At 57.2% G+C, this 24,016-nt stretch carries 24 protein-coding genes and 2 tRNA genes; 14 read left to right on the forward strand and 12 right to left on the reverse strand.

Translation table 11 applies throughout. The features are described 5' to 3' along the window. The first annotated feature begins 261 nt into the window (after positions 1-261). The 5 genes from M4951_RS22535 to thpR all read left to right on the forward strand — a co-directional run bounded on the left by M4951_RS22535 (position 262) and on the right by thpR (position 4,260). Positions 262-1,266, forward strand: a complete 1,005-nt coding sequence (locus tag M4951_RS22535) for a DUF1559 domain-containing protein (RefSeq protein WP_262023859.1) — start codon at positions 262-264, stop codon at positions 1,264-1,266. 54 nt (positions 1,267-1,320) lie between these two features. Then, a complete protein-coding gene (locus tag M4951_RS22540; protein WP_262023860.1) occupies positions 1,321-1,719 on the forward strand; it encodes a hypothetical protein in 399 nt (132 codons plus the stop codon). Between the two features lie 154 nt (positions 1,720-1,873). Beyond that, positions 1,874-2,635, forward strand: coding sequence for a DUF3891 family protein (locus tag M4951_RS22545; RefSeq protein WP_262023861.1), 762 nt, complete (start codon positions 1,874-1,876; stop codon positions 2,633-2,635). Between the two features lie 117 nt (positions 2,636-2,752). Next, on the forward strand, positions 2,753-3,655 hold the full coding sequence (locus M4951_RS22550) for a PfkB family carbohydrate kinase (RefSeq protein WP_262023862.1): 903 nt from the start codon (positions 2,753-2,755) through the stop codon (positions 3,653-3,655). A 35-nt stretch (positions 3,656-3,690) separates the two neighbouring features. Further along, on the forward strand, positions 3,691-4,260 hold the full coding sequence (gene thpR, locus M4951_RS22555) for an RNA 2',3'-cyclic phosphodiesterase (protein WP_262023863.1): 570 nt from the start codon (positions 3,691-3,693) through the stop codon (positions 4,258-4,260). Between the two features lie 499 nt (positions 4,261-4,759). Here thpR and M4951_RS22560 read toward each other — a convergent pair whose 3' ends face one another. From M4951_RS22560 to M4951_RS22575, 4 genes are all read right to left on the reverse strand, one after another. After that, positions 4,760-6,115: a voltage-gated chloride channel family protein gene (locus tag M4951_RS22560; protein ID WP_262023864.1), complete on the reverse strand. Its 1,356-nt coding sequence runs from the start codon at positions 6,113-6,115 to the stop codon at positions 4,760-4,762. Between the two features lie 105 nt (positions 6,116-6,220). Further along, positions 6,221-6,790 carry an SRPBCC family protein gene (locus M4951_RS22565; RefSeq protein ID WP_262023865.1) on the reverse strand — a complete coding sequence of 190 codons (570 nt, stop codon included), beginning with the start codon at positions 6,788-6,790 and terminating at the stop codon, positions 6,221-6,223. A 103-nt stretch (positions 6,791-6,893) separates the two neighbouring features. Beyond that, the gene (locus M4951_RS22570; RefSeq protein ID WP_262023866.1) at positions 6,894-7,349 is read right to left on the reverse strand and encodes a protein tyrosine phosphatase family protein; all 456 of its coding nucleotides are present in this window, start codon (positions 7,347-7,349) and stop codon (positions 6,894-6,896) included. 234 nt (positions 7,350-7,583) lie between these two features. Further along, positions 7,584-8,273, reverse strand: coding sequence for a carbonic anhydrase family protein (locus M4951_RS22575; protein WP_262023867.1), 690 nt, complete (start codon positions 8,271-8,273; stop codon positions 7,584-7,586). Positions 8,274-8,466: 193 nt separating this feature from the next. On the opposite strand from M4951_RS22575, the gene M4951_RS22580 reads away from it, so the two are divergent. After that, on the forward strand, positions 8,467-9,561 hold the full coding sequence (locus tag M4951_RS22580) for a glycoside hydrolase family 5 protein (protein WP_262023868.1): 1,095 nt from the start codon (positions 8,467-8,469) through the stop codon (positions 9,559-9,561). 26 nt (positions 9,562-9,587) lie between these two features. On the opposite strand, the gene M4951_RS22585 is transcribed toward M4951_RS22580, so the two are convergent. Then, entirely contained in the window at positions 9,588-10,532 is a 945-nt protein-coding gene (locus M4951_RS22585) for an NAD(P)H-binding protein (RefSeq protein WP_262023869.1), read from the reverse strand. A gap of 97 nt (positions 10,533-10,629) precedes the next feature. On the opposite strand from M4951_RS22585, the gene M4951_RS22590 reads away from it, so the two are divergent. Next, on the forward strand, positions 10,630-11,193 hold the full coding sequence (locus M4951_RS22590; protein ID WP_262023870.1) for a DUF1990 family protein: 564 nt from the start codon (positions 10,630-10,632) through the stop codon (positions 11,191-11,193). Positions 11,194-11,218: 25 nt separating this feature from the next. Here the strand turns inward: M4951_RS22590 and M4951_RS22595 are convergent, their stop codons facing one another. The 5 genes from M4951_RS22595 to M4951_RS22615 all read right to left on the reverse strand — a co-directional run bounded on the left by M4951_RS22595 (position 11,219) and on the right by M4951_RS22615 (position 14,005). Further along, positions 11,219-12,412, reverse strand: a complete 1,194-nt coding sequence (locus tag M4951_RS22595; protein WP_262023871.1) for an FAD-dependent monooxygenase — start codon at positions 12,410-12,412, stop codon at positions 11,219-11,221. 148 nt (positions 12,413-12,560) lie between these two features. Then, on the reverse strand, positions 12,561-13,034 hold the full coding sequence (locus tag M4951_RS22600) for a DinB family protein (protein WP_262023872.1): 474 nt from the start codon (positions 13,032-13,034) through the stop codon (positions 12,561-12,563). A 41-nt stretch (positions 13,035-13,075) separates the two neighbouring features. Beyond that, positions 13,076-13,447 carry a hypothetical protein gene (locus M4951_RS22605; protein WP_262023873.1) on the reverse strand — a complete coding sequence of 124 codons (372 nt, stop codon included), beginning with the start codon at positions 13,445-13,447 and terminating at the stop codon, positions 13,076-13,078. An 11-nt stretch (positions 13,448-13,458) separates the two neighbouring features. Next, positions 13,459-13,737: a DUF1883 domain-containing protein gene (locus tag M4951_RS22610; RefSeq protein WP_262023874.1), complete on the reverse strand. Its 279-nt coding sequence runs from the start codon at positions 13,735-13,737 to the stop codon at positions 13,459-13,461. A gap of 195 nt (positions 13,738-13,932) precedes the next feature. Continuing rightward, positions 13,933-14,005: transfer RNA gene (locus M4951_RS22615), tRNA-Ala, on the reverse strand. A gap of 202 nt (positions 14,006-14,207) precedes the next feature. Here M4951_RS22615 and M4951_RS22620 point away from each other — a divergent pair. Beyond that, positions 14,208-15,275 (forward strand): YbhN family protein, encoded by a 1,068-nt coding sequence (locus tag M4951_RS22620; RefSeq protein ID WP_262023875.1) that lies wholly within the window; start codon positions 14,208-14,210, stop codon positions 15,273-15,275. A gap of 18 nt (positions 15,276-15,293) precedes the next feature. On the opposite strand, the gene M4951_RS22625 is transcribed toward M4951_RS22620, so the two are convergent. Then, positions 15,294-16,313, reverse strand: a complete 1,020-nt coding sequence (locus M4951_RS22625) for a right-handed parallel beta-helix repeat-containing protein (protein WP_262023876.1) — start codon at positions 16,311-16,313, stop codon at positions 15,294-15,296. A 128-nt stretch (positions 16,314-16,441) separates the two neighbouring features. Here M4951_RS22625 and M4951_RS22630 point away from each other — a divergent pair, with 128 nt between their 5' ends. The 4 genes from M4951_RS22630 to M4951_RS22645 all read left to right on the forward strand — a co-directional run bounded on the left by M4951_RS22630 (position 16,442) and on the right by M4951_RS22645 (position 22,262). Continuing rightward, the gene (locus M4951_RS22630) at positions 16,442-17,017 is read left to right on the forward strand and encodes a macro domain-containing protein (protein WP_262023877.1); all 576 of its coding nucleotides are present in this window, start codon (positions 16,442-16,444) and stop codon (positions 17,015-17,017) included. A gap of 137 nt (positions 17,018-17,154) precedes the next feature. Continuing rightward, on the forward strand, positions 17,155-20,544 hold the full coding sequence (locus M4951_RS22635) for a PSD1 and planctomycete cytochrome C domain-containing protein (RefSeq protein WP_262023878.1): 3,390 nt from the start codon (positions 17,155-17,157) through the stop codon (positions 20,542-20,544). A gap of 12 nt (positions 20,545-20,556) precedes the next feature. Beyond that, the gene (locus M4951_RS22640) at positions 20,557-21,969 is read left to right on the forward strand and encodes a DUF1501 domain-containing protein (RefSeq protein WP_262023879.1); all 1,413 of its coding nucleotides are present in this window, start codon (positions 20,557-20,559) and stop codon (positions 21,967-21,969) included. 220 nt (positions 21,970-22,189) lie between these two features. Beyond that, positions 22,190-22,262, forward strand: a tRNA-Lys gene (locus M4951_RS22645). Between the two features lie 218 nt (positions 22,263-22,480). On the opposite strand, the gene M4951_RS22650 is transcribed toward M4951_RS22645, so the two are convergent. Then, positions 22,481-22,732, reverse strand: coding sequence for a helix-turn-helix domain-containing protein (locus tag M4951_RS22650; protein ID WP_262026957.1), 252 nt, complete (start codon positions 22,730-22,732; stop codon positions 22,481-22,483). Positions 22,733-23,034: 302 nt separating this feature from the next. Between M4951_RS22650 and M4951_RS22655 the strand changes: the two genes are divergently transcribed. Together M4951_RS22655 and M4951_RS22660 are read left to right on the forward strand one after the other, a co-directional pair. Then, positions 23,035-23,394 (forward strand): hypothetical protein, encoded by a 360-nt coding sequence (locus tag M4951_RS22655; RefSeq protein ID WP_262023880.1) that lies wholly within the window; start codon positions 23,035-23,037, stop codon positions 23,392-23,394. A 16-nt stretch (positions 23,395-23,410) separates the two neighbouring features. Continuing rightward, positions 23,411-23,992, forward strand: coding sequence for a helix-turn-helix domain-containing protein (locus M4951_RS22660; protein ID WP_262023881.1), 582 nt, complete (start codon positions 23,411-23,413; stop codon positions 23,990-23,992). Positions 23,993-24,016: the final 24 nt, after the last annotated feature.

Here is a 24,016-nt window from a genome sequence, read left to right on the forward strand (position 1 = left end):
GACTTCTCCAATCCCCTCGCGTGCCGATCTCAAGGTCACAACGAATCGTTGCGATGTCACCACCTGCGCCGAATAGCCCATTCGGGGTGATAGAGAAATTATTGTCGGTTGAGTTGTGAAATCGGCACATTCTGATGATTTGTTGCTTTGTATTTGCCGCATTTATCCATTATATGCATGGCTCCCCACCTCCAGCTAGTTAGGATCACCCAATGAAAGAGTTCTTTTTATTTATTCAAATATCTTTTCTGGGAGACAAGTATGTTCCAATACCGGCTAGGCTCGAAGCGCCGGAGCGGCTTCACGCTCGTGGAGCTTCTGGTGGTCATCGCAATTATCGGAGTTCTCATTGCGCTGCTCTTGCCGGCAGTGCAGCAAGCGCGCGAAGCGGCTCGTCGCATCACGTGCCGCAACAACATGAAGCAACTCGCGCTAGCGCTTCACAACTATCACGACACGTTTCTAGTTTTCCCGTCCGGCAACATGAGCCGTACCGGCGTGACTACCGATTGCACGCCTGACGGCGATCAATGCCAAGACGGCCGCGCATCGTGGACCGTGTTGGTGCTCCCCTTCATCGAGCAGCAAAATCTCCATGATCAATTCAATTTCAGCTTGCCGATGTATTGGGGCTTTAACGATGACTACACCGGCACGAATCCAGACTGCGGAACCAACAACGCCAACTTTGTTCCGCAAACCACTCCGGTAACCGCGTTCCATTGCCCGTCGGATCCGTTGGCCAGCAACACCAGCTTGACCAATAACTATATGGGCGTGATGGGGGGCGACACGTATCCGAGCAACAACAACGGCTCGGCCTACAACTGCCGGATGAACGGCTCTCGTTTGAACTACAACAACGGCATGTTGTATTTGAATTCAAAGACCGGATTTCAAAGCGCTACGGATGGATCCTCCAACGTCTATCTGGTTGGTGAAAGCAAATATCTATTCCAGCCCAACTTCTGCTGTGAAACGGCCGCATGGAGTTCGGCGGCGCGCATCAACAACGATGACTCGCTGCTGGTGAACATCGCCGCCGCGACCTTCCAGATCAACTCGGGGGACGATCCGCTCGCGAACGAAGTCCACATGTGGGACGAAATGTCGGGCACGTTCGGCAGCCACCATCCGGGCGGATGTCACATGGCGATGGGGGACGGTTCGATCCACTTTGTGAGCGAAAACATTAACATCGACATTCATCGCCAGCTCAGCAAACGCAGTGATGGCCTGCCGACCGGCGGCTTTAGTACTCCCTAGTTTGACTGCGTCCTGTCTGAAATATTTTTATAATTGGCGAGGAGTTTCTTCTCTATGAGATACATACCCATATTGCTGGCGATCATCGCCGCACTAACGACGGCTGGCTGCGGATCGACCGATTCAGCCGGCCCCCAACGCTACTCCCTGACTGGAATGGTCACTTATCAAGGCGCGCCATTACCGGCGGGGAAGATCTTTTTTGAACCCGATTCTTCCCAAGGGAACTCGGGCCCCATGACCATGGCCGAAATCAAAGACGGCAAATACGAAACCCCGAAAGGGAAGGGCCCCGTCGGCGGTCCTCATCGCATCCGGATCGAAGGCTTTGACGGCAACGTTACGGACGAGCACTATCCGCAAGGAGCTACGATCTTCTCGAACTATTTGCTCGAAGAGGATCTTCCCAAAAGCGACTCGAACGTTGATTTCATCGTGGAAAAGAAAAAGTAGACCCTGACAACGCCTGCAAATTCCATCATCAAGGGACGAGCCTTCAACGGCTCGTCCTTTTCTTTTCGATCGAACGTCGCGCGGCTCGTTTCACGCCAATTTTCACCGCCACAACGGGTCAATTATCGCGTAAAATGGATCATGGAGACGCCCTATGATTGTACGCGACGCTTTTGACAAAGCCGGTAACCCGGTCTATCAACTCATCTTTCAGACGGCGCATGCGCATGTCTCAGGCAGACTGGCCGAGGCCTGGGGCGCTGGCCCTTTTATCGAGTTGCCTTGTCGCCATAACACGCTGCCGGCGATCTATCATCACGATGACGGTTGGGATCAATGGGATCCGCTGCCGCGCGTCGATCGCCAAACCGGTCGGCCGATGTCGTTTCTCGACATGCCGCACGCCGAGGCCGAATCGATCTGGCGGCATTCGATCGAAGCAGTCGCGCCCTGGGGGCCGCTAGCGCAATACATGGTTGCTCGGCACTTTTCGATTCTCCGAGCCGAAAGCGAATCGGCCAGCACCCCTGGCGGTATTATCTTCCTGCGGCATTATGAGCAGAAGTGCGAGTTTTGGCTCGCCCAGTGGATGGTCAGTGATCGTGATCGGACGAAAATGCGCGCCCAACGCGGCCTCGATGAACTCCGCTTCTTCGACTGGATCAGTCTCTGGTTCTGCATGGCCGAGCGGACCGAGCCCTACCAGATGGCGACGCCTGACAAAACGCCGCTCCAGATCACGCCGCAGGGGGAAGGGCGGTTCCAAATATCTCCCTGGCCCTGGAAAGTGAACGAAATTGATCTCTCCATCATGGCCCGCGAGATTCCCGCCCAAAAGTACGCCAGCGACGAACAGCTGCAAGCCGAACAAGGGCGAATCACTACGCTGCGCTGGGAATTGACCCCAGGCCGCTAAAACGTCGCCCTGTCGACGAAACCGCCCCACTTTCCTTATAATCAGCCCTTTTGCGGGGCGTCTGTGATCAAAACGGGCGCGATCTTCGTCGTCAGTCTTTCACCGGAAGCAGCTGTTATGCCTTTGCTCGTCGTCGGTTCTATCGCTCTGGATAGCGTTCATACTCCTACCGAAGCCCGCGAAGACGTGCTCGGCGGTTCGGCCGTTTACTTCTCTTATGCGGCCAGCTATTTCACCGGCGTCAAACTAGTCGGCGTCGTCGGCGAAGATTGGCCGAGCGAACATACCGCGATGCTGCAGGGCCGAAATGTCGACACGGCCGGACTCGAAATCGTCAAAGGGGGTGAGACCTTTCGCTGGACCGGCAAGTATCAATCGAACATGAACGACCGCGACACGCTGGAAGTTCATCTGAACGTGCTGGAAGACTTCAGCCCGACCTTGCCTGCAGATTTCACCCGCACGCCGTTTCTGTTTCTGGCCAACGGCGCTCCGATGACCCAGATGAAAGTGCTGGAGCAAATGACCGGCCCCAAGCTGGTTGTCGCCGACACGATGGATCTGTGGATCGAGATTGCTCGCGATGATCTCGAAGCGATGCTGAAGAAGGTCGACGGCCTGGTGCTGAACGACAGCGAAGCGAAGAAGCTGACCGAAGAAGAGAACCTGGTCAAAGCGGGTCGCAAAGTGCTGGAGATGGGACCGAAGTTTGTTGTCCTGAAGAAGGGCGAACATGGCGCGATGTTCTTCTCTGAGCATGAAACCTACGTCATGCCCGCCTATCCGACCGAAGAAGTGGTCGATCCGACCGGCGCCGGCGACAGCTTCGCAGGCGGCATGATGGGCTACCTGGCTGAGAAGAATGACTTCTCGCCGGCCACGCTGAAAGAAGCGATGGCTTACGGCACGGTCGTCGCCAGCTTCAACGTCGAAGACTTTAGCCTCGAAAAGATGAAGAAGATCGAACGCGCTGAAGTCGACGCCCGGTTCAAAGAATATCGCCAGATGCTGAGCTTCTAACGAAGCTCACTTGAGGAGCAGCCGAGAGAACCGCTATGAACGTAACGCGCTGCTTTATCGCGATGGCCGTCACCGACGAAGTGAAACGCCGCGCCCAAAATCTGATTGATAAGTTGGCCGCCAGCAACGCCGACGTCAAATGGGTCGAGCCTGATAATATGCATATCACGCTCAGCTTCCTCGGTGACATCACGCCGGAAGAAACGATCGACGTCAGCCGCGCGGCGATGCGCGGCGCACAGTCCGTCTCGTCGTTCGACTTTATGATCGGCGGCGTCGGCGCTTTCCCCGACATCACGCGCCCCCGCACCATCTGGCTAGGCATGACGCAAGGGCATGATGCGTTTTGCCAAATGCAACACGCGATCGCCGAAGAGTTGGCCACGATCGGCTATCCCGAAACGGCCCGCAAGTATCATCCCCATCTCTCCCTGGGCCGCATCAAACGCCTCACTCCGCAAGTCGAGCAGCTGACGAAACTGCTGGAAGAACACGCCGAGTTTGAAGCCGGCGTCTCGCCCGCGATGGAGGCCAATATCTACGCAAGCCAGCTGGAGCGCCGCGGGCCGAAGTATACGCTGATCGGGCGAGCCGAGTTGGGGTGAAATTGGTAGGGGGCGTCAAGACGCACCAAGCCCTGCTGACTCACTTGGTGATCTGCCTCACGTGGCAAAGCAATCGCGCCGATCGGTTGCGTTACCACGCGAGAGAATTGTTTGCGGATTCGGCGATTCGAGGGGTGTCTCGACGCACCCTATCGAAAATCATCGGACCGCGGCTACGTTTCGAAACGCGAATTTTCAATGCGTGTAGAAGCCAAGCGAGAGATTCCGACAAACGCTCGCTGGCGCTTTTTGAGGTTGCGCTATTTTCCAAACCACGCCCGGTTGGCCGCGATAGCTCCGCTATCGGGGAGGCGCAGCCGTAAGAGGCCTTGGTTCCTGGTAAGCAGTTCGAGGCCATTTCGCCATTTCAAACGGCGCGGCAACCACCGCTATCAGGTCCGACCACGGTTCGCTGCCTCTTACCGACTTCGTCGGCCCCGATAGCGGAGCTATCGCGGCCAACCGGGAAATTACGCAACTTCAAAACGGGCGCTTCGGGCTACGAAGAAGGCTCCACGCCTTCTCCATTCGCTTTCCGCTTTCCCGTTTCCGCTTTTCCCTCGTCCCGCTTCTGCGCGTGATAGATGCTCGAGCTGCCGCTGAGAAAATAGGACAAGAAGCAAGCCACCGCCGCATAGACCACAAATCCAGAGCTCAGCAGTTCGCCGTTGCCGGGGCCAAATAGCTCGATCGCCATGATCGTGCAAGCCAGCGGCGTGTTGGTTGCGCCGGCGAAGACTGCGACAAAGCCGAGGCCCGCCATCAAGTCGACCGGAGCGCCCAGCATGACGCCGGTTACGTTACCGAGCGCCGCGCCGATAAAGAACAACGGCGTCACTTCGCCCCCTTTAAAACCGCTGCCGACCGTGACCGCGGTGAACAGCAATTTCCACCACCAACTCATCCAATCGGCGCCGCCAGGCCGAAAACAAGACTCAATGCAGATCATGCCGGAATCGGGCGGATGCGGAGTAACGCCCAGCCCCAGATAGTCGCGCTGGCCAAGCAACCAGACCAGCGCAATCACCACGCAACCGCCAACCGCCGGGCGTAGCCAAGGAATCGCGATGAACCTTTTGGCGGTCCCACTGATCGCATGCGTCAGTTCGGCGAAGAGCACGCTCGCCAAACCGAAGAAAATCGCCGCGATCGCAACCTTGCCGGTCAGCGCCCAGTTGAGCGAAACGGCGCCCAGACTGCTGCTGATCTCGGTCGCAAACCCAATATGATAATGCGTGTGGCCGATTCCCCAGGCCGTGTTGACCTGATCGCCGATCACGCTGGCCAACAAGCAGGGGATCAACGCTTTGTAGCTCATCTTGCCGATCGCGATCACTTCGACCGCGAAGATCGCTCCGGTGAGCGGCGTGCCGAACACCGCGCCAAAGCCCGACGCGACGCCGGCTGACAGCAAGATCCGCGTTTCGTCTGGGGTTAGTTTCAACAGACGACCAAGACCGCCAGCGAGACTGCCGCCCATCTGCACCGCGGTCCCTTCGCGACCGGCCGAACCGCCAAACAAGTGCGTGATCAAAGTCCCAATCAACACCAACGGCGCCATCCGCAGCGGCACGCCGCCGCCGGGCTCATGGATTTGCTCCATGATCAGATTGTTGCCGGCTTCCGCTTCGCGCCCCAAATAGTGGTACATCAGTCCCGACGCGATCCCGGCCAGCGGCAACAGGTACAGCAGCCAGGGGTGGTCCCATTGCAGCAGCGTCACTGCGTGCAACGCCCACAAAAACATCGCGACCGATGAACCGACGACAATCCCCAGCGGTAGGCAGATCACCAACCATTTCAGCACAAACCACGCGAGCGCTGCGTGTTGTTTATAGTCCCAACGAAACGGCATGAAGCGGAATCTCCTGCAGGAATACGCGACCAGCAAGCAGTCCGCGTTGGATGCAAGAGTAATAGAGCCGCCGACATCCGACAAGGCGCAGCAGCCAGAGTTCCCCTACCGCTTCGATTCCACCTTCTCGCGCAGCTGGTTGAAATCGGCCTCCAACTTCGACTCGATCGCGCCGCCGATCAACGGCGCCGTGATCCGCGCCCAGCCAAGAAACTTCGCTTCCATATCGATCGAGACGTCTGTTTCGCCACCGTTGGACTTCAACTGATAATCGTTGACCAGATCAAACATCTTGTTCTGCAGCCGCACTTTCAGCTCTTTATTCGGCACGGTCTTCAGCACTTCGCTTTCCATTTCGAAGCGATCGCCGTTTCGCTCCATTACCGCAACCGCTTTGGCGCCGGCCTGATGCCCCTCGTCGGTCAGCGGTTTGATTTCGACGACGCCCTCCATCCACTGCATCAACAGATCAGGCTCGGTCAGGTAGGGAAAGATTTTCTCAGGCGACGCGAGAATGCGAACATGCGCCCGGTAATGAACCGTTTGCCCGCCGACGATCCATAACACGCCCACTACGACAACCATCAACAGCAACGAGATGACGATCGTTTTCAACCAGCGCCGGCCGGGAGTCGATGCGACGGGCTCATCAACTGGGGCTGCAGTTTCGTTCATGACGGTCTCCCGAAAAATGGCAAGAATGGGGGACTTCATCATACACCCAGATCAGCGCTGCGAAGCAGCAAAATATCGCAGCGCCGCTAGATTCGCTCCGCTGCTAGCCGACGTGGGAGTGACTGTCGACGTAACTCTTGACAAACTCCATCAGTTCCGGCTTGTCGCATTCAAAACCAAGCTCTTTCGCTTGCTGCAACGTTTCTTCGCCGCTCATTCCCTGCTCGCAAGCCAAGTGCATCATCACCATCGCGCCGGCTCGCTTGCCGCTTTTGCAATGGGCGAAGATCGGTTTGGGCAGGTATTGGTATTTGTCGCGAAACTCATCGACGACCTGCGGCGACATCGCCATCATCGACACCGGCAGATGAAGATATTCCATCTCGGCCGCCACAACCCAATCTTTTTCGTGCGACGGCGTAATCGGCTGATCGTCTTCCCCATCTTCGCGAAAATTGACGATCGTCCGAAAGCCTTGTAATTTCAGCTGGCCAATTTCCTCTTCATTCGGTTGTGGGCCGATGGTGATATCGTCATTGATTTGCATTTCGTTTTTCATGATGGTTCTCCTTGAACGCTTCGGGCGCAGGTTGGTGGGAGCGCGATCGCAAATAGCGACGCAGCTCGCCGCAAAGGCAAGATTACCAATGCGAAAGCCTTAGAATGCAAATCGAATGCCGGAGCACGGACGCTGAGCCGTTTTTCGCTTGCTGAACGCAATCTCTACTAGCAGTTCAGCGGCAGCGTTTCCGTCGTAGAAGCGCCTGAGCGTTTCGTCGAAAAAAACGATCCGTTATTCCCCAAAACTACGGAGCACCAAACGCCGCTCTAGCGGTTGCAGTCCGCGAGCATGTTGTTGCGAGCAACGCTTGAACGCTCGGGTTTCGTCGGGGTGCACCACCGCTTCGTTCTTCATCACAAACCAACTGACATCTTCTGAATAGGGATAGCTGGTCAACGAACCTTCGTAGTAGTACCAACTGTCGAAGTCGGGCTCGCTCGAATCGGACAATCGCGGAAAAAACCGAGCCGGCGTCACGCTATGCGTCGGTCCGCTCGCATCCTTGTCTGTGCTGCAGCCATCTTCGTGCCCTAGCGGCGCGATGATCGCCTCGTCGCCGCACAAGCGATCAGCCTGTTCGCATTCTTTATAGAGCACGCCGAGCACTACCTTGGGATCGGAGCCATCTCCATGCACCGGGATATGCACAAAGTGAACTTCAAATTGACTCGGTGAATCTCCCTCCACGACATGCTCTGACAACTCATGAATATGAATCTTGACCAGCTTGTACTTGCGCCCCCGATAGACGATTTTGGGCTTCGTTCCTCCCAGTTCAAAATTGCCGTGGGAGGACGCATTCCCATCAAACTTGCCGACAAAGCTTTGCGTGGCAGGGTAATGAATCGTCAACAGATCGTGCGGTTGGGCGATTTCGATCGAGGATTCGATTTTCAGCTTGATCGGCGATTGACTCGACATCGGTTTCTCTTTCGACGGGGCATTGCTCAGGGGCGAAGAACTTATTCAAGGCTACCCCGCTGTCGAGGCGTAATCAACTCATGTTTATCGCAATACTGATAGGTCGGTCCATCTTTTCTTTGCTCTCCTCTACTTCACGTACGATAATAGGCGTTGCACTACCTTTTCCCGCTCCGCAGCAACGAGATCTCCCATGAAAATGGTCGGAATAGGCTGCCTGTTGCTGTTCACTTCCGTCTCTTACGCCGCCGAGCTGGAGCCGATCCAGGTCTCTCGCGATGGCCGCGGTTTCGCCAGAGCGACTTCCGGCAAGTCGTTCACGCCGTGGGGATTCAACTACGATCACGATCGCAATGGTCGCTTGCTCGAAGATTACTGGAATGACGAGTGGTCAACCGTTGAAGAAGACTTTGCCGAGATGAAATCGCTGGGCGCCAACGTTGTCCGAATTCATCTGCAAGTGGGCGCGTTCATGTCAGCCCCAGACAAGCCGCGACCAGCGGCGCTGGCGCAATTGAAACGCTTAGTCAAATTGGCCCAGCAACAAGAACTCTATCTCGATCTGACCGGGCTCGGCTGTTATCACAAACAAGATATCCCTAAGTGGTATCACGCGTTGGACGAGCAAGAACGCTGGAAAACCCAAGCCGCATTTTGGTCGGCAATCGCCGAAACCTGCGCCGGCAGTCCGGCGATCTTTTGCTATGACTTGATGAACGAACCGGTTGTGCCCGGCGGCGCCAAGCCGCAAGAGAATTGGCTCGGGCCAGGCTTGGGAGATAAATTTTTTGTCCAGTACATTTCCCGCGATCGGGCGGATCGCGATCGAGCGGAAATCGCCAAAGCCTGGATCAGCCAACTGGTCCAAGCAATTCGTCAGCACGATCAGCAACATCTGATCACCGTCGGCCTGGTTCCCTGGAGTCTCGATCGACCTGGTCTGTCATCCGGCTTTGCACCAGAAAAGATCGCCGATGAACTCGACTTCATCGCGGTCCATCTTTACCCCAAGTCAGGCAAGCAAGCCGAAGCGCTCGAGACGTTGGCCGGTTTCGCCGCCGCCGGCAAGCCGGTGATCATCGAAGAGATGTTCCCCCTGGGATGTTCGGCCGCTGAACTGGGCGAATTTATCGACCAATCCCAGCCGCAGGCCTGCGGCTGGATCGGCTTTTACTGGGGGATGACGCCGGCGGAATATCGAAAAGGGGATCAGACAATCGGCCAGGCGCTGACGCTGGCCTGGCTAGAGCTGTTTCAATCCCAACGTCTTGCCGGTATCGGCGACTAGGAAGCAAGTCGGCGCTCGTTCTTGAGTTAAACGGCCGTGTCCGATTGTTGCAGCGCTTCGCGGATCGCTTGTTCGATTCCCATCGGCCGTTGCGTAAATACCTGCAGCGCATCGGGATTGCGAACCACGGTGGGGTTGCGAAGTCCTTCGATAAGATGTCGCCCAACCTCAGCGCTAGCCGGAGTCACAAGTCCTAGCCACAGACTTGAAAGCCGCGGCGTCAAGATCGGTACCGAGATCAGCCAGCGGCGTAATCCGCGCTGCCGAGCGTACTCTTGAATCAACTTACCATAGGTAACAATTTCACTGCCGCCCACCTCAAAAATTCGGCTCGCACTCGGCGGCAAGTCGATCGCCGCCGTGAGATATTGCAGCATGTCTTCAATCGCAATCGGCTGTGTTGGCGTCGCTAGCCAGCGAGGACAAATCATTACCGGAAGTCGATTGGTCAGCGACTGAATGAGGTCAAACGAAAGACTGCCGCTGCCTACGACGACCGAAGCGCGGAACTCAATCACTTCGACGCCAGACCGCCGAAAAATTTCTCCCACTTCATGGCGACTGCGCAGATGCGGCGAGAGGGTCGGGTCAGAATCATCTCCCAGCCCACCTAGATAGATGATCCGTCGTAGGCCTGTCGCTTTCGCGGCGGAGGCGAAATTTTCGGCCGCTTCTCGGTCTTGCTGCTCAAAACGGGAAGACGAGGCCATCAAATGGACCAAATAGTAGGCGATTTCTACGCCGTCGAGCGCTGCGACGAGCGAATCGCGATCAAGCACGTCGCCTGGGACGATTTCCGTGGTCTCGGCACTCTTCCCCTGCAACTTGGCGGGATCGCGTGCAAGACAGCGCACCGACAAGCCACGAGCTTCGAGCCGAGGCAGCAATCGCCTGCCGACGTAGCCTGTTGCCCCTGTCAGTAGGACCCGTGAAGGATCAATGCCTTGGGGGGTTATGCTATTATTTTCCATGCATTCGCATTTCAATTGTTTTCAAAACGCTGCGGTTGCGGTTTCCAGGAAGTCGCAGCGTTGATTCTCGCCCGGTTCTCTAACACGCTCAACCGAAATGCTGCGGATCCGTCAACCCAATCCAGAAACGGTGCGACAATTCCTGCAATCCCAGGCGTCTAGCGATTTCAGCTACCAAGCGGTCGGCGCGACGCTGACGACTCCGCCGCTCGGCTATCAGGTCGATCATACGCGAGTTCGCTTGGGACATGGAGAAGCGACGCTAGCCCAGGGACGGGACGCTCTGCTTCACTGGCGGCAATTTCAGCTTGGCTGGGTGACAACCTCCCCGCCGGCGCTGCCGATTGAAATCGGCGAGCTGGTCGCAATCATCGCGCGAGCAGGCGGCTTCTGGTGGCTGAACGCTTGTCGAATTGTACAAACGATCGAAGAGCCAACGCGATTTGGTTTCGCCTACGGCACATTACCGGCGCATGCTGAGTCAGGCGAAGAACGCTTTCTGATCGAAATGGATGACGCCGGCGACGTCTGGTACGACATTCTCGCCTTTTCTCGACCGAACCGCATGTCGGCGAAACTGGCCTATCCGTACATGCGATACTTGCAAAAACGGTTTGCCCGCGACTCGTCGGCGGCGATGCGGAACGTGGCGAGAGCGTAAACTGCAGCGTCAGGCCGTGGCCGGCCTATGGTGCTGGCGACGAAGAGGGAGCGACGCCAATGGGCAATCCCTCACTCCAGAACTCGGCGATCCCCAGCGCAACAGACCGATAGTCCGATTGTTGACTGCGGCGATTTCTCTCGCGGCATGCCTGGGCGTCGCAGTGAAATAGGCTGTCGGCCAGTCCGCGGGCAGCCATGGTGATGTTCTGAGTTTTGCCGATTCGCCGTTCGCAAAAATCGTCCAATGCGGCGGAGATCGAAGCGGCGTTGCGCTCGATGGCTTTCGCCAAATGCCACGCGTCTTCCAGCGCCTGACAAGCGCCTTGCCCTGATGTCGGCAATGCGGCATGGGCGGCGTCGCCGATCAGCAACACGGCGTCGCGACTCCATTGGTTGATTGGATCAAGATCGTGGACGAAGATCTTACGAATGCTCGCTTGATCCGACGCAGCGATCCACTGCGGAATCGGATCGGGCCAATCTGCGAACAACGTCGCAACCTCTTCCCAAGGATCGATCCCTCCCGACGTTGTCACGGACGGAACGGCGAGACCTCCCGCCCAATACGCTTTGTCGGCGGCGACCGGTACAAATCCAAACCGTGCGCCAACTCCCCAAAAGTCGCTGACGCTCGTTTGCGCATCGCTGGAGATCGGCCCCTCGTAGATGCCCAACCAATTGACGAATCGTTGATAGTTGGGCCGGTTTTCGCCCAGCACAAATTGTCGAGCGATCGACTTCATTCTTCCCTCGGCGCCCAGCACCAGGTCGGCTTGAATCTGCAGTCCATTGTCGAAGCGGACCGAAATCAGATCATCCGCCGCTGTCGAGATTTCGACCACTGCGTGCTCAAAGCGAATCGGTATTTCCAACTCCATTGCTTGTCGCTGCAAAATCCGCATCAGATCGGCTCGCAAGATCGCCCGACTCGGATACTGCATCTGCTCGCTAAGCAGACGAACATCAAGCGTTCCCAGAGCTTCGCCCTGCTGAGAAACGCGGCGCATTGCGAAAATCGATTGCGAGCAGCTTCGCACTTCGTCCAACAATCCAAATTCGGACAGCACAAAACAAGCGTTCGGCCAACAGACGATCCCAGCGCCAAGATTGGCAATTTCCGCTCGACGTTCGTAAACGACGACATCCATCCCCAACTGCTTTAAGGCAATCGCCGACGCCAACCCGGCGACTCCTCCGCCCAAGATTGCAACCTGCAACTGCTTCTCCTTGTTCTCTATTCCCCAACACTTCGGCTTTGCAGATAAAGATGCCAAAGCACCGGTAAGGGTTACTGCGCAGGAATGCAGATCCAACCGCTTCTTTAGTCCAAGGCCAATGTCTGACCTACATTCTTACGCGTTTTCTTTACGCCCGCTTCGCCCACATTTTCCGCAGCAGCCAGATCTCTCCTTTGTGCGCCGCTTCGTCCTGAAAGCCATGCAAGATCCTGTGCCGCGCGGTGTGCTCGGGGCGCTGCGGCAGCGGTTGCGATAGATCTTCTTCACTCAACTCGGCCAACATGCCGCGCAGCCGTGCATGCTGCAACTGCAATTGCGTCACGACTTCGGCCAATGCGGGAAACGCGTCGGCAGGCGTTTCACCAGGCTGGCTGTCCCAGCCAAACAATTCGATCCAGCCTGGCGGCGCGATTGGCTCGCGACCTAGCGGCTCCATCGTCAAACGTTCGACGACGACGTAGCAGTGCCCGGCATGCCACAAAATCGAGTTCGCCAAGCCCGGCGGAGTCCAGCGCGATTCGGCGTCCGAAATATCTTCCAAATGACGCAGCGTCATGCCGCGCACTTCGTCCAGCATGAGCAGTAGCGAGGTGTCGGACATCAGGATCTAACATTTTGCAGGAGAGGAATGACGAACAGTTTCTAGCTAGGCTCTTCAATGAGCGTGTGCTCTTGAATACCCTCAGCCGGAGGCAGCCGATTTTTGATTGTTTGGACGAGCAAATTCGTGCTGCGATAGTTGCGTATTCCCTTGATCAATAGATAGACGCCTGCAATGAGAGTAACTGTTCCAACGGTTAGAAAACCTGTAAAGACAGTGCCTTCGAGAGGTACCGTCAAAAAGGTCGCAAGAATCGTTGCGAAAACAGAAAGTAATGCGACGGAAAAATTCAGGTCGAGAGAAAGATCGCCTCCGCGCGCCAGTTCGTGCAGCTCTTCTTCAGAAATCGTGTATGCACGCAACTCTCCTAAAGGAGCCACGCGATAAACCGGTCGCGGCTGACTGCTAGACATATGTGCGACCCTTAGAGAACGCGGACAGATGCCGTTACATGGCCTGCTGCTCCCCCCAAATCGATCGCAACATGCCATTGCGCGTCGTGAGGAACACGAAGCAGAAACGGACTTTTCGTGACATGCCCTCCGTAGTAACGATAGGGCGCGCCATCCCGATAGGCCACAAAGTTAGCGGCGTCCATAAGTTGAACATTTGCAGCGCTGCTAAGTGTGACTTCGACTGAGCTCCCCTTTACGCAATTGCCCAAGTCATAGTGCAAAAACTGCTGTGCTTGCGTCGTGGCCATCTTCCTTCTCCTCAACAAAAGTTCGCTGAATTCTACCCTCACCCCCTTTTAGAGCCAAGTGAATTCTGGGCGCCTACTCCGTCCCGTGATCGCGATATCGATAGATTGTTCGATACGACCACTACCAGCGGCCCGAATTTTCCACAAAGCGCATAAAAAAAGGCCGTCTGCGAATTATCGCAGACGGCCTTTCAGTGGAGGATACAGGGATCGAACCTGCGACCTCTTGCATGCCATGCAAGCGCTCTCCCAGCTGAGCTAATCCCCCGTATACTTGTGCTGAACTCTTTGTCTTCAACCATTGCCAGCAATGTTTGAAGTGGAGCGACTTCGGAAAGTACCTTACATCGTCCGCAAGTCCAGCGACAAAGAACTAAAATTATCAACCGATCCGGCCAGTGTCAAGGACGCCGAGCGATCGTAAGTACGGTCAGCAGATTTTTTTAACTCGTTACCTGGACAGACTTTCCTTGAAGAAGACTCTTCTCACGCTGCTGAAGTTCGCGGTTCCGGCAGGAATTTTGACCTATTTGATTCGCGATCTGGTGGTCAACCACGGCGCCGAATTGCAGCAGATCCGCGATTCACCCAAAAATTGGGGGTTGCTGACGCTGGCGTTTGCGCTGGCGATGACAGCGCTCATTTGCACGTTTTTGCGGTGGCGGCTGCTGGTCGTCACGCTGCAAATGCCGTTTCGGGTGACCGACGCGCTGCGACTCGGGTTCCTGGGCTTTCTGTTTAACTTTGTCGGCGCCGGCAGCGTCGGGGGAGATCTTTTCAAGGCGATCTTTATTGCCCGCGAGTACCCGCAAAATCGGGCTGCCGCCTTCGCGACGGTCGTCGTCGATCGCATGATCGGGCTCTATGCGCTGTTGGTCGTGACATCGCTCGCAACCCTCGCGATCGATCGCACCATCGCCGACACGGCGATGCTGACCGTATTGAACATTATCTATGGCCTGACGATCGCCGGCGGTCTCGGCGTCGGCATGATCTTGCTGCCGGGTTTTACGCGGGGAAGCGTTTCCGAGATTCTCCGCAACCTGCCGAAGGTTGGCTCAAAAATTGGCAACCTGATCGACGCGGTCCGGCTCTATCGCCGTCAGCCGCTCGTGTTAACGGTGATCGCCGTGATGAGTCTGTCGATTCATGGGCTGTTCGCGATGTCGGTCTATTGCATCGCTCACGGCCTGTTTACGGACGTGCCGACGCTGCTAGAGCATCTGGTGATCGTGCCGTTGTCGATGGTCTTCGCCGCATTGCCGATCGCTCCCGGCGGGATGGGAACGTTTGAACTGGCCATGAACTACTTGTACCAACATGTGCCGACCCCGCCGGCCGCGGAAGGAATCGGCACGATCGTCGCGCTCGGCTATCGCGTGATCACCATTTTGATGGCGCTGGTCGGAGTCGTTTACTATTGGTTCTACCGCAAAGAAGTCGGCGTGCTCATGCACGAAGCGGAAGAAGAACAGGAGCACGAACACGATCAGCCGGCGTACGTCGATATCCCTACCGAAAGCGCGACAACCGAATAACACGGCGAACTTTCGTCGTTACTTCGTCGTCACGTCGAAGCGTGACAACACCTTTTCGAGGTAGTTCACCGGGACGTAGACGTCGATCTCTGCATGGTCGATCTCTTCCTCGGCAGACGCTTGCTGCACTTCGGCAACCGGCTCCACCTGGTATGGTTTTCCGTCGACCTCCACTTTTCCCCCTTCGCGCTGAATCGAGGGCCCCGTGTTGTCGAGCAAGTCGCTCTGCTTAATCGAAACCTGGCAGTAACCCTCGCTCCGCAATTGCGCAACGCCGTTGTTGCCGATCAGCGCCCCAGTCACGTCGACCCGCGATGCGCCCCCGATCGAGACGCCGCTACGTCCGTTGCCGCGCGCGGTGATCCGCTTTAACTGAACCTCAAACGCGTTGTCATGCGCGTTGATGCCGTCCAGTTGAAAGCCTTGAACGGTCAGATCACGAATTTCCAGAAACCGTACGTCGTACAGCGTAATGCCGACAGTCAGGCCGGTATAAGTCAGACGATACCCGCCGAGCCCAAGATTCTTCTCGCTCTTGAAATAGATATGGTCGTCAAACAACGCCCACTCCAACGGCTGCATCGCATCGAGATCTTCCTTCGTGCTGATCGCCGCTTTCTCAAGCGGCTTGTCATCCATGAATAAGATGTTGAACGCTTTCCGCCAAGGACTAAAGCGATACAAGTCCTCCCCAACAACTTCCCAAGCGTCCACCGGCACCAGCGCGGCGCCGTCCAGCGTAGCGCCGTTTCCTTCCAACACGAAAGGGCTGCCGGGAAAACCGCTATGATGGGCCGCTTGAAAGGTAATGGACTCGCGATATGCGACGCCGGTGTTCTTCAGCACGATATGATCCCCTTTTCGCGCCACGCGCAGCGCTTTGGCGATCGAACGAACCGGGCCATCGGCGTTCACGCCTAGCTCTGGCATCGTTCCGATGTGATGATCATCTCCGCGAATGTTGTCGACGTAGATATCACGGGCTGCTGCGACGCTAGCAAGCATCGCAATTCCCAGGATGGTCAGGCAAAATCGCATATCGGCGTTTCTCGTTTCCTGCTGGCAAATCTAGTTCGGGTCATCTCTCTCATCGGCAGAAATTTCGCTTCGACCCAATTAACTCTTAAAATTGATTCAATCAAACCGACCAGCGCAGGAGAAGTTTAATGGAGCGAAGATGGGGAAACCAGCGGATTGAGCTAGCAATCGGCGACATTACCGACCAAAACGTCGACATCGTCGTCAACGCCGCCAACAGTCGACTCGCCGGCGGCGGGGGTGTAGATGGCGCTATCCACGCAGCCGGGGGGCCAGCGATCATGGAAGAAACGCGCCAGCGATACCCGGACGGATGCCCCACCGGCGAGGCAGTGATTAGTTCGGCTGGAAAGCTTTCCGCCCGCTATGTGATCCATGCGGTTGGTCCCTTCTGGCAAGGAGGCGACTCCGGCGAAGAGAAACAGTTGGAAGCCGCCTACACGCGATGCTTGGAACTCGCCGCCGCTCATGACGCAACCAGTATTGTTTTTCCTGCGCTGAGTTGCGGTGCGTACGGCTATCCGCTCGACCTGGCGGCCCGCATCGCGCTGAAGACGGCGATCCTTTGGATCCGCAATCACTCGCAGCCGCGGCTGATCCGCTTTGTCCTCTTCAGCGAAGGGCCTTACAGCGTCTTCGCCGCAGCGCTGGAAGAACTGACCGGGGAAAGCGGAAAACCCCGCTGTGACGAAGACGCCTCGTAACCAAGTCCAGGCGTTACTGCAGGCGGAATACGCTTTGACCCTGTTGCTGCAGGCGGCTAGGATGAGGGAGATCAGCGGTTCCGCCGCCGATTCCCGCCGCTCATTTTTCTCCCTCCTCCCGCCTGACGAGTCGCCGCATGTCGCGTCGAAATATTACGCTGCTGATGGTGGTGTTGGCTGCTTCGTTCACAATGCGAAGTCAGGCCGCCGATGAGCCGCAAGAGTTCCCTCCCGCCGACGTCGAGTTCTTTGAAAAAGAAGTCCGTCCGCTTCTGGTGAAGCACTGCTACGAATGCCACAGCGCCGAAGCGGAGCAGCCTGCCGGCAATCTGCGTCTTGATTCACGCGCTGCAATCTTGAGCGGCGGCGATAGCGGCGCCGCGATCGAAGTTGGACAGCCTGACGAAAGCCTATTGGTCGACGCCATCAATTGGGGCGATCTGTACGAGATGCCGCCGAAGTCCAAGATGTCGGACGCTGAGATCGCAACGCTCACGCGCTGGGTCAAGCTTGGCGCTCCCTGGCCCCAAGAAGCAGGCCCCGCATTTGTCAAAAAGGTGTTCGACCTCGACGCGCGCAAGTCGCAACACTGGGCCTGGCGCCCCCTCGCACATCCGCTTCCGCCCAAGGTGACGCACGCCGAGTGGCCACGCGACAACATTGACCGTTTTGTGTTGGCGAAGCTTGAGCAAAACAAGATCACTCCCAACGAGCCGGCCGCAGGAAGAACCTGGTTGCGCCGCGTGTACTTTGACCTGATCGGCCTGCCGCCGACTCCAGCAGAGATCGACGCCTATTTGGCCAATACGTCTCCCGGCGCCAAAGCCCAGGTAGTCGACCGCCTGCTCGCTTCGCCGCAGTACGGTGAGAAATGGGCGCGACACTGGCTCGACCTGATGCGCTACGGCGAATCGCGCGGCCATGAGTTTGACTACGACATTCCCAACGTTCACGAGTATCGCGATTATGTGATCCGCGCCCTGAACAACGACCTGCCGTACGACGAGTTTGTCATCGAGCATCTCGCCGGCGACCTGCTGGAGCAGCCCCGCCTGCATCCCGACGAACAATTCAACGAGTCGGTTTTGGGAACCGGATTTTGGCATCTGGGCGAATGGGTCCACTCGCCGGTCGACATTCGCAAAGACGAAGCCGATCGCTTTGACAACATGGTCGACGTGATGGGCAAGTCGTTCATGGCGCTGACGATCGCTTGTGCTCGCTGCCATGATCACAAGTTCGACGCGATCTCCCAGGCCGACTACTACCGCCAATTCGGGTTCCTGCAAAGCTCTGAGTATCGTCAGGTCCGCTTCGAAACGATGGAGCAAAACGGCCAGGTCGCCGCGCAACTGGCGCAGCTAGACGAACAAAAGCGCGCCGCACTGGCGCAAGCGCTGCGTGAAGCGGCCAGCGCCCGTCAGGCGAAGTGGAAGTCGCTTTACCTGGCCGCTCGTATCGTGTTGCAAACGCCAGACGCCGATCGCACCGCGATCGCCGAGCAACACAACATCTCGGTCGAGCAGCTATCCGGCTTGGTCCGTCAACTGCAACAAGCGGCCGGCGAACCTCCGCATCCGCTCCATCCGTTTGGGAAGTTGGCGACCATGGCCGACGACCAGCGAACCGAAACGCTTCGTCCGTTCCTCTTGGGGGAAGCGCTCGTCGCAGAGCCCCAGGAGCCGGTCGCGCAGACGGTCATTGATTTCGGTCAAGCCGACGAAAAACAGTGGCGCACCAACGGCTATGCGTTTGGCTTGGCGCCGCAGCGGATCGGCCAATTGCAGCTGTCGGCGGCAGGATTGCCGATCGGCGTTCGCACCGATGGCGCCGCCGCGCGTGACGCTCGCTGGAACAAGCTGGGTCGCGCCAAAGACGTGCAGCACGAACAAGGCAAAATCGCCAACTGGGATCAGGCAGGCCGCACCGTTCGCACGCCCACGTTCGAACTGACCGATGGCCGCGTCTATTATCTGGTTCGCGGCAGCGGTCGCGCCTTCGCCGTGATCGACTCCCACCGCATGATCAACGGACCGCTGCATGGCGCGTCACTCCATACTTGGAAACAGGACGCCGCCGCTGGCCCACAATGGTTCACCCAAGACCTGCGCGACTACCAAGGGCATCGCATCCATCTAGAGTTCTCGCCGGAAGGGGACGAACCGCTGGAGATCTTGCAAGTCGCCGAAGGCGCCGCGGCTCCTCGCGATGCTGCTCCAACCACCGTTCCCTTGGCTAGACAACTCCTGCTCTCCACTCAAGCCGACGCCGCAGAGTCGAGCGACGATCAACAGATTGCAATCGCCTTCGCCAACGCTTTGACCAGCGCCGCCGCTTCGATCGGCGACTCGCAACAACTCGCCGCCGCGCCGCTCGCCGATTGGCTCGTGAAAAACCGGAGCTTGATCTTCGACCATGATCGTGACCTCGATATCCAACTGCGTCAGATCGCAAAGAATCACCAAACCCTGGAAGCCGAACTCGTCCAGCAGATTCGCTTTCGCTCGCGTCTAGCGCCGGCGATGTGGGATGGTTCTGGTGAAAACGAACGCGTGATGATTCGCGGCGCGACAAAGAACTTGGGAGACGAAGCGCAGCGCGGACTGCCGGTCGCGCTGGGCGGCAGTCACGAGTTTGACGCTTTGGGCAGCGGTCGCTTGCAGATGGCCCACGAGATGATGTCGCCTGACAATCCGTTCGCATCGCGGGTGATCGTCAATCGGCTCTGGCATCACTTGCTGGGACGCGGGATCGTCGCGTCGGTCGACAACTTCGGCGTCCTCGGCGAAGAGCCGACCCATCCCGAATTGCTCGATTATCTGGCCAACGAATTTATCGCCGACGATTGGTCGCTGAAGCGGATGCTTCGCCGCATCGTGCTGACGCAAACTTACGCGATGTCGAGCCAGCCAGGCGGTCCCGAAGAGGCGCTCGATCCTCATGACAAGCTGCTGCATCGGATGCGGATTCGTCGCTTGACCGGCGAAGCGATTCGCGACGAAGTCCTCGCGATCAGCGGCCGCTTGGATCTGCAAATGTATGGCGCGAGCGTGCCGACTTACCTGACCGAGTTCATGCAAGGTCGCGGTCGTCCCGCCAGCGGCCCGATCGACGGTGCAGGGCGCCGCAGCGTTTACCTCTCGATCCGCCGCAACTTCCTCTCTCCCACGATGCTGGCCTTCGACGTGCCGCAACCGGCGTCGACCGTCGGCCGCCGCAACCAATCGAACGTCCCGGCCCAAGCGCTGATCCTGCTGAACGATCCGATGATTTACGCCGAGGCGCAGCGCTGGGGCGCCAAAGTCGCGCAAGATCCGGCGCCGCGCACCGAACGAATCGCCACCATGTTTGTCACCGCGCTCGGTCGACCTCCCTACGACGAAGAAGCGGCGGCCGCCGCCTCCTATTTCACCGAGCGAGCCGAGCAAATGCAGCTTTCCGCCGCCGCGGCCGACAAAAGCGTCGAGATCTGGGGCGATCTGGCGCACACGCTGTTCAACCTCAAAGACTTCATTTACATCCGCTAAGCCGGTCCCATCATGTCGCATTGTCATCGTTATCGTCCGCAACCGCTGTCGCGCCGCGCTCTGCTAAAATCGGCGTCGTGCGGGTTCGCTGCGGTCGCACTGCACGCGCTGCTGGGCGATAAAGCGTTCGCCGCGTCCGACGTTTCGTCGGCGCCCCACCATGCGGCGAAAGCGAAGAACGTCATCTTCCTTTACATGGACGGGGGCCCTTCGCAGGTCGATACCTTCGACCCCAAGCCGGAACTGGCCAAGTACGACGGCAAGCCGTTCCCAACCAAGACCGAACCGACGCAGTTCAACAACAACGGAGCAACTCTGGCGAGCCCCTGGAAGTTCAAACAGTATGGCGAGAGCGGGCTGCCGATCAGCGATCTCTTCCCGCATCTCGGCTCGCAGGCCGACAAGCTGGCGATGATCCACTCGATGACCTCCGAATTTCCGGAGCACACCAGCGCCAACTATTTCCTCCACACCGGCAGCGGCTTGCAAGGCCGGCCCAGCATGGGCGCGTGGACGACGTATGGACTCGGCAGCGAGAACCAAGACTTGCCAGGCTTCGTCGTGCTGAACGGCGGCCTGATCCCGCCTGGCGGCATCGACAATTTCAACAGCGGCTTTCTGCCGGCCGCCTATCAAGGCTCGATCTTCAATCCCGGCGATCCGCCGGTCGCCAACATTCGCCCCGCCGATCGAACCGCGGCGCTGCAAAAGCGGAAGCTCGGCCTGATCCAGCAGATGGATCGCGCCGCGCAAGTCAACGCCGGCGGCGATGACCAACTCGAGTCGGCGATCAAAAACTACGAGCTCGCCTATCGCATGCAGACCGCTGTGCCTGAGCTGATGGACATCCGCGACGAGACGCCGGCGACGCTCGAGATGTATGGTCTGAATGAGGAGTTCCACAACACGAAGATCTACGCGCGCCAATGCTTGACCGCACGGCGGCTGATCGAACGCGGCGTCCGCTTCGTCGAGCTGACCTGCCCCGGCGGCAACGGCGATCGCTGGGATCAGCACGCCAATTTGCTCGAGGGACACGAGAAGAACGCGCAAACCGTCGACAAGCCGATCGCCGGCCTGCTCGCCGATCTGCAGCAACGCGGGCTGCTCGACTCGACGCTGGTCGTCTTTGCCGGCGAATTCGGCCGCACGCCGTTCGCCCAAGGCGCCAACGGCCGCGACCATAACCCGTTCGCGTTCACCGTCTGGATGGCCGGCGGCGGCGTCCAAGGAGGCGTCCGCTATGGTCAATCTGACGAGTTCGGCTACAAAACGATCGAGAACCGCCTGATGATCCACGACCTGCACGCCACGATGCTGCACCTACTGGGGGTCAATCACGAGCAACTCACCTTCCGCTTCAGCGGCCGCGACATGCGCCTGACCGACGTCCACGGCGAAGTAGTCCACGACATCCTGGCGTAACGCCATTCGCTTGCCCGGCGCCATTGCTCTTAGCGCGTCTTCGCCGAAAGAGCATGTCTTCCAAGCACCCAACTTCCGAGCCCCTCCTCACAACTATTTCCCAAATTCCCCCACCAAGCGAACCAAACTTCCCGCTAGTTTCTCTATCCAGAGCCCAGCGGACAGGTCAGCCCCCTTGACGGTCCGCCCAAATTCGCGAAAACTGGCATGTTTCCCACCCGAGGTTGTAGCTCAGTTGGTAGAGCAACGGACTTTTAATCCGTAGGTCCTGGGTTCGAGCCCCAGCAACCTCACTTAATAAACCGTTAGCCCGTATAGGCTTGCGGTTTTTTCGTTTCTTGGTTGACGGCTTCATTTTCCTCAGTGTTCATTCAGGTGTGGACCGAGTAGTAACTGACCGAGAACTACCGGGCGATCTGGGCCGGCGTGTAGTATTGTTCGAGCGGCACATGCGATACTCTGCTTGATCTTTTCCGCTTCGACATCTGCTCATCTCCTGGATCCAGCCCGCCTATTTGTAAAACTCAATCACGCCCGGCAGCTTTTTTCTCCGGCGGGTAATCTTTGGCGGTGGTCGATTCATTCGCAATTCTTCGAATGACTTCAAGTCCGATTCACGAATCCGCCATTGGGGGCGACTCGATCCCGCCTTTGCAAGGTTGATTGCTCGAAGCTCTCCAGATGCGATAAATTGCCGGATCCGGTCGACACCTACTTGCAGGGCAGTGGCAACCTCCTGGGGCGTGTAATGCAGCTCAAGCATCGGCAGCAATTCCAACTTTCTTAGTCAAATCCACCTGGGTTACGACCTTCCGTGTCAATCGGATATGTGAACATGTGTCTTGTAGCAAACCAATCGGACAGCTAGTTGCGGAGACCAAGTTTCCAAAGAACAGGGAAAAGAGGGCCGCAAATTGGCGGCGTTTTCTCCCAAGTTTTTTCGATAAACAACCGTCATTTTCGCTACCACCCTATCCGCTAGCACTAGCCGATTATTGGGTTTTGGAATATAATCCGCCTGTTTTTCTAAGTGGATTGCCGATTTTATTCCAGAGGGCTATAGTAATGTGGGCCTTAGTGACGGACGACGACTTCGACCGTAAGTGGAAGAAGTGGCCAAAAAAATACAGTCGTGAGATGAACGCAATGCTCGACCATCTCAGGATTGTCCACGAGGCACTTGAGTGCGGAGCGGCTGTCGAGCAACTTCAATTTGGGTTTATTCATCGCGAGCCTAGCGGCGTACTGGCGTTGGACGAGAAGGGCGGAGGCAGTGGTCTGAAAGCCACGCGACTCTATGTGTTCCCGGACAAGGACACGAAAACCCTTCATGTTATTACGGTCGGCGACAAAAATACCCAAGGGGCGGATATTAAATATTGCAAGGGTTACGTAGCTGGCTTGCGCAGTGATCGCACAGAGTAACCGGAGATCGAGACAAGTGGCTAAGACACAACGAAAATACAAGAACGTTCTGGAAATGATTCGCAAGGCGGACATTGAAGAGGAGGTGCGCGACGAGACAATCGAGAGTCTGAATTCTCGTCGAATCGTTTCTCGTTTGATGTCTCTGCGCGCCTGCGCTGGTTTATCCCAAAAAGACATTGCCGAGCAAATGGAATGCAGCCAAGCGACCATCTCGAAGCTTGAAAATAGTGTCGACGATGATTTAAAGATCGGTGAGATTAAGCGGTATGCCGAAATCGTTGGCGGCGAGTTTTCCAGCAATGTTTTGCCGAATAGCTTAAAGCCAGTGGATCGAGTTAAGTGTCTTGCGTTCGGCATTAAGCACCAAATGGAAGAAATGGCGCAGCTCGCCCATCGCGATGAAACAATCGCGGAGGGGGTATCAAAGTTCTTTTTCGAGGTATTCGCCAACGTCTCGCGGATGTTCGGCGCTGCCGTGAATAGCCTTCCAAACAAGAGTGACGGGTCGCCATACATAAAATTTGAAGCTACTTTTGAAGTCGATGACGAATCGGAAGAACTTAAAGACACTGAAGACGAAGTTGCTCTACACTAAAGCGATCTCAAAACCTCGGCGGAG

The sequence above is a fragment of the Blastopirellula sp. J2-11 genome, assembly GCF_024584705.1.
GTDB lineage: Bacteria > Planctomycetota > Planctomycetia > Pirellulales > Pirellulaceae > Blastopirellula.

Bases quoted from the DNA above. Each gene is read 5' to 3' on its own strand.
- M4951_RS22580 (WP_262023868.1), top strand. From the start codon at position 8,467: ATGAAAATGGTCGGAATAGGCTGCCTGTTGCTGTTCACTTCCGTCTCT.
- M4951_RS22535 (WP_262023859.1), top strand. From the start codon at position 262: ATGTTCCAATACCGGCTAGGCTCGAAGCGCCGGAGCGGCTTCACGCTC.
- M4951_RS22585 (WP_262023869.1), bottom strand. From the start codon at position 10,532: ATGGAAAATAATAGCATAACCCCCCAAGGCATTGATCCTTCACGGGTC.
- M4951_RS22545 (WP_262023861.1), top strand. From the start codon at position 1,874: ATGATTGTACGCGACGCTTTTGACAAAGCCGGTAACCCGGTCTATCAA.
- M4951_RS22605 (WP_262023873.1), bottom strand. From the start codon at position 13,447: ATGTCTAGCAGTCAGCCGCGACCGGTTTATCGCGTGGCTCCTTTAGGA.
- M4951_RS22550 (WP_262023862.1), top strand. From the start codon at position 2,753: ATGCCTTTGCTCGTCGTCGGTTCTATCGCTCTGGATAGCGTTCATACT.
- M4951_RS22610 (WP_262023874.1), bottom strand. From the start codon at position 13,737: ATGGCCACGACGCAAGCACAGCAGTTTTTGCACTATGACTTGGGCAAT.
- M4951_RS22590 (WP_262023870.1), top strand. From the start codon at position 10,630: ATGCTGCGGATCCGTCAACCCAATCCAGAAACGGTGCGACAATTCCTG.
- M4951_RS22570 (WP_262023866.1), bottom strand. From the start codon at position 7,349: ATGAAAAACGAAATGCAAATCAATGACGATATCACCATCGGCCCACAA.
- M4951_RS22625 (WP_262023876.1), bottom strand. From the start codon at position 16,313: ATGCGATTTTGCCTGACCATCCTGGGAATTGCGATGCTTGCTAGCGTC.
- M4951_RS22540 (WP_262023860.1), top strand. From the start codon at position 1,321: ATGAGATACATACCCATATTGCTGGCGATCATCGCCGCACTAACGACG.
- M4951_RS22565 (WP_262023865.1), bottom strand. From the start codon at position 6,790: ATGAACGAAACTGCAGCCCCAGTTGATGAGCCCGTCGCATCGACTCCC.
- M4951_RS22650 (WP_262026957.1), bottom strand. From the start codon at position 22,732: ATGCTTGAGCTGCATTACACGCCCCAGGAGGTTGCCACTGCCCTGCAA.
- M4951_RS22635 (WP_262023878.1), top strand. From the start codon at position 17,155: ATGTCGCGTCGAAATATTACGCTGCTGATGGTGGTGTTGGCTGCTTCG.
- M4951_RS22600 (WP_262023872.1), bottom strand. From the start codon at position 13,034: ATGTCCGACACCTCGCTACTGCTCATGCTGGACGAAGTGCGCGGCATG.
- M4951_RS22640 (WP_262023879.1), top strand. From the start codon at position 20,557: ATGTCGCATTGTCATCGTTATCGTCCGCAACCGCTGTCGCGCCGCGCT.
- M4951_RS22560 (WP_262023864.1), bottom strand. From the start codon at position 6,115: ATGCCGTTTCGTTGGGACTATAAACAACACGCAGCGCTCGCGTGGTTT.
- M4951_RS22655 (WP_262023880.1), top strand. From the start codon at position 23,035: ATGTGGGCCTTAGTGACGGACGACGACTTCGACCGTAAGTGGAAGAAG.
- M4951_RS22630 (WP_262023877.1), top strand. From the start codon at position 16,442: ATGGAGCGAAGATGGGGAAACCAGCGGATTGAGCTAGCAATCGGCGAC.
- thpR (WP_262023863.1), top strand. From the start codon at position 3,691: ATGAACGTAACGCGCTGCTTTATCGCGATGGCCGTCACCGACGAAGTG.
- M4951_RS22575 (WP_262023867.1), bottom strand. From the start codon at position 8,273: ATGTCGAGTCAATCGCCGATCAAGCTGAAAATCGAATCCTCGATCGAA.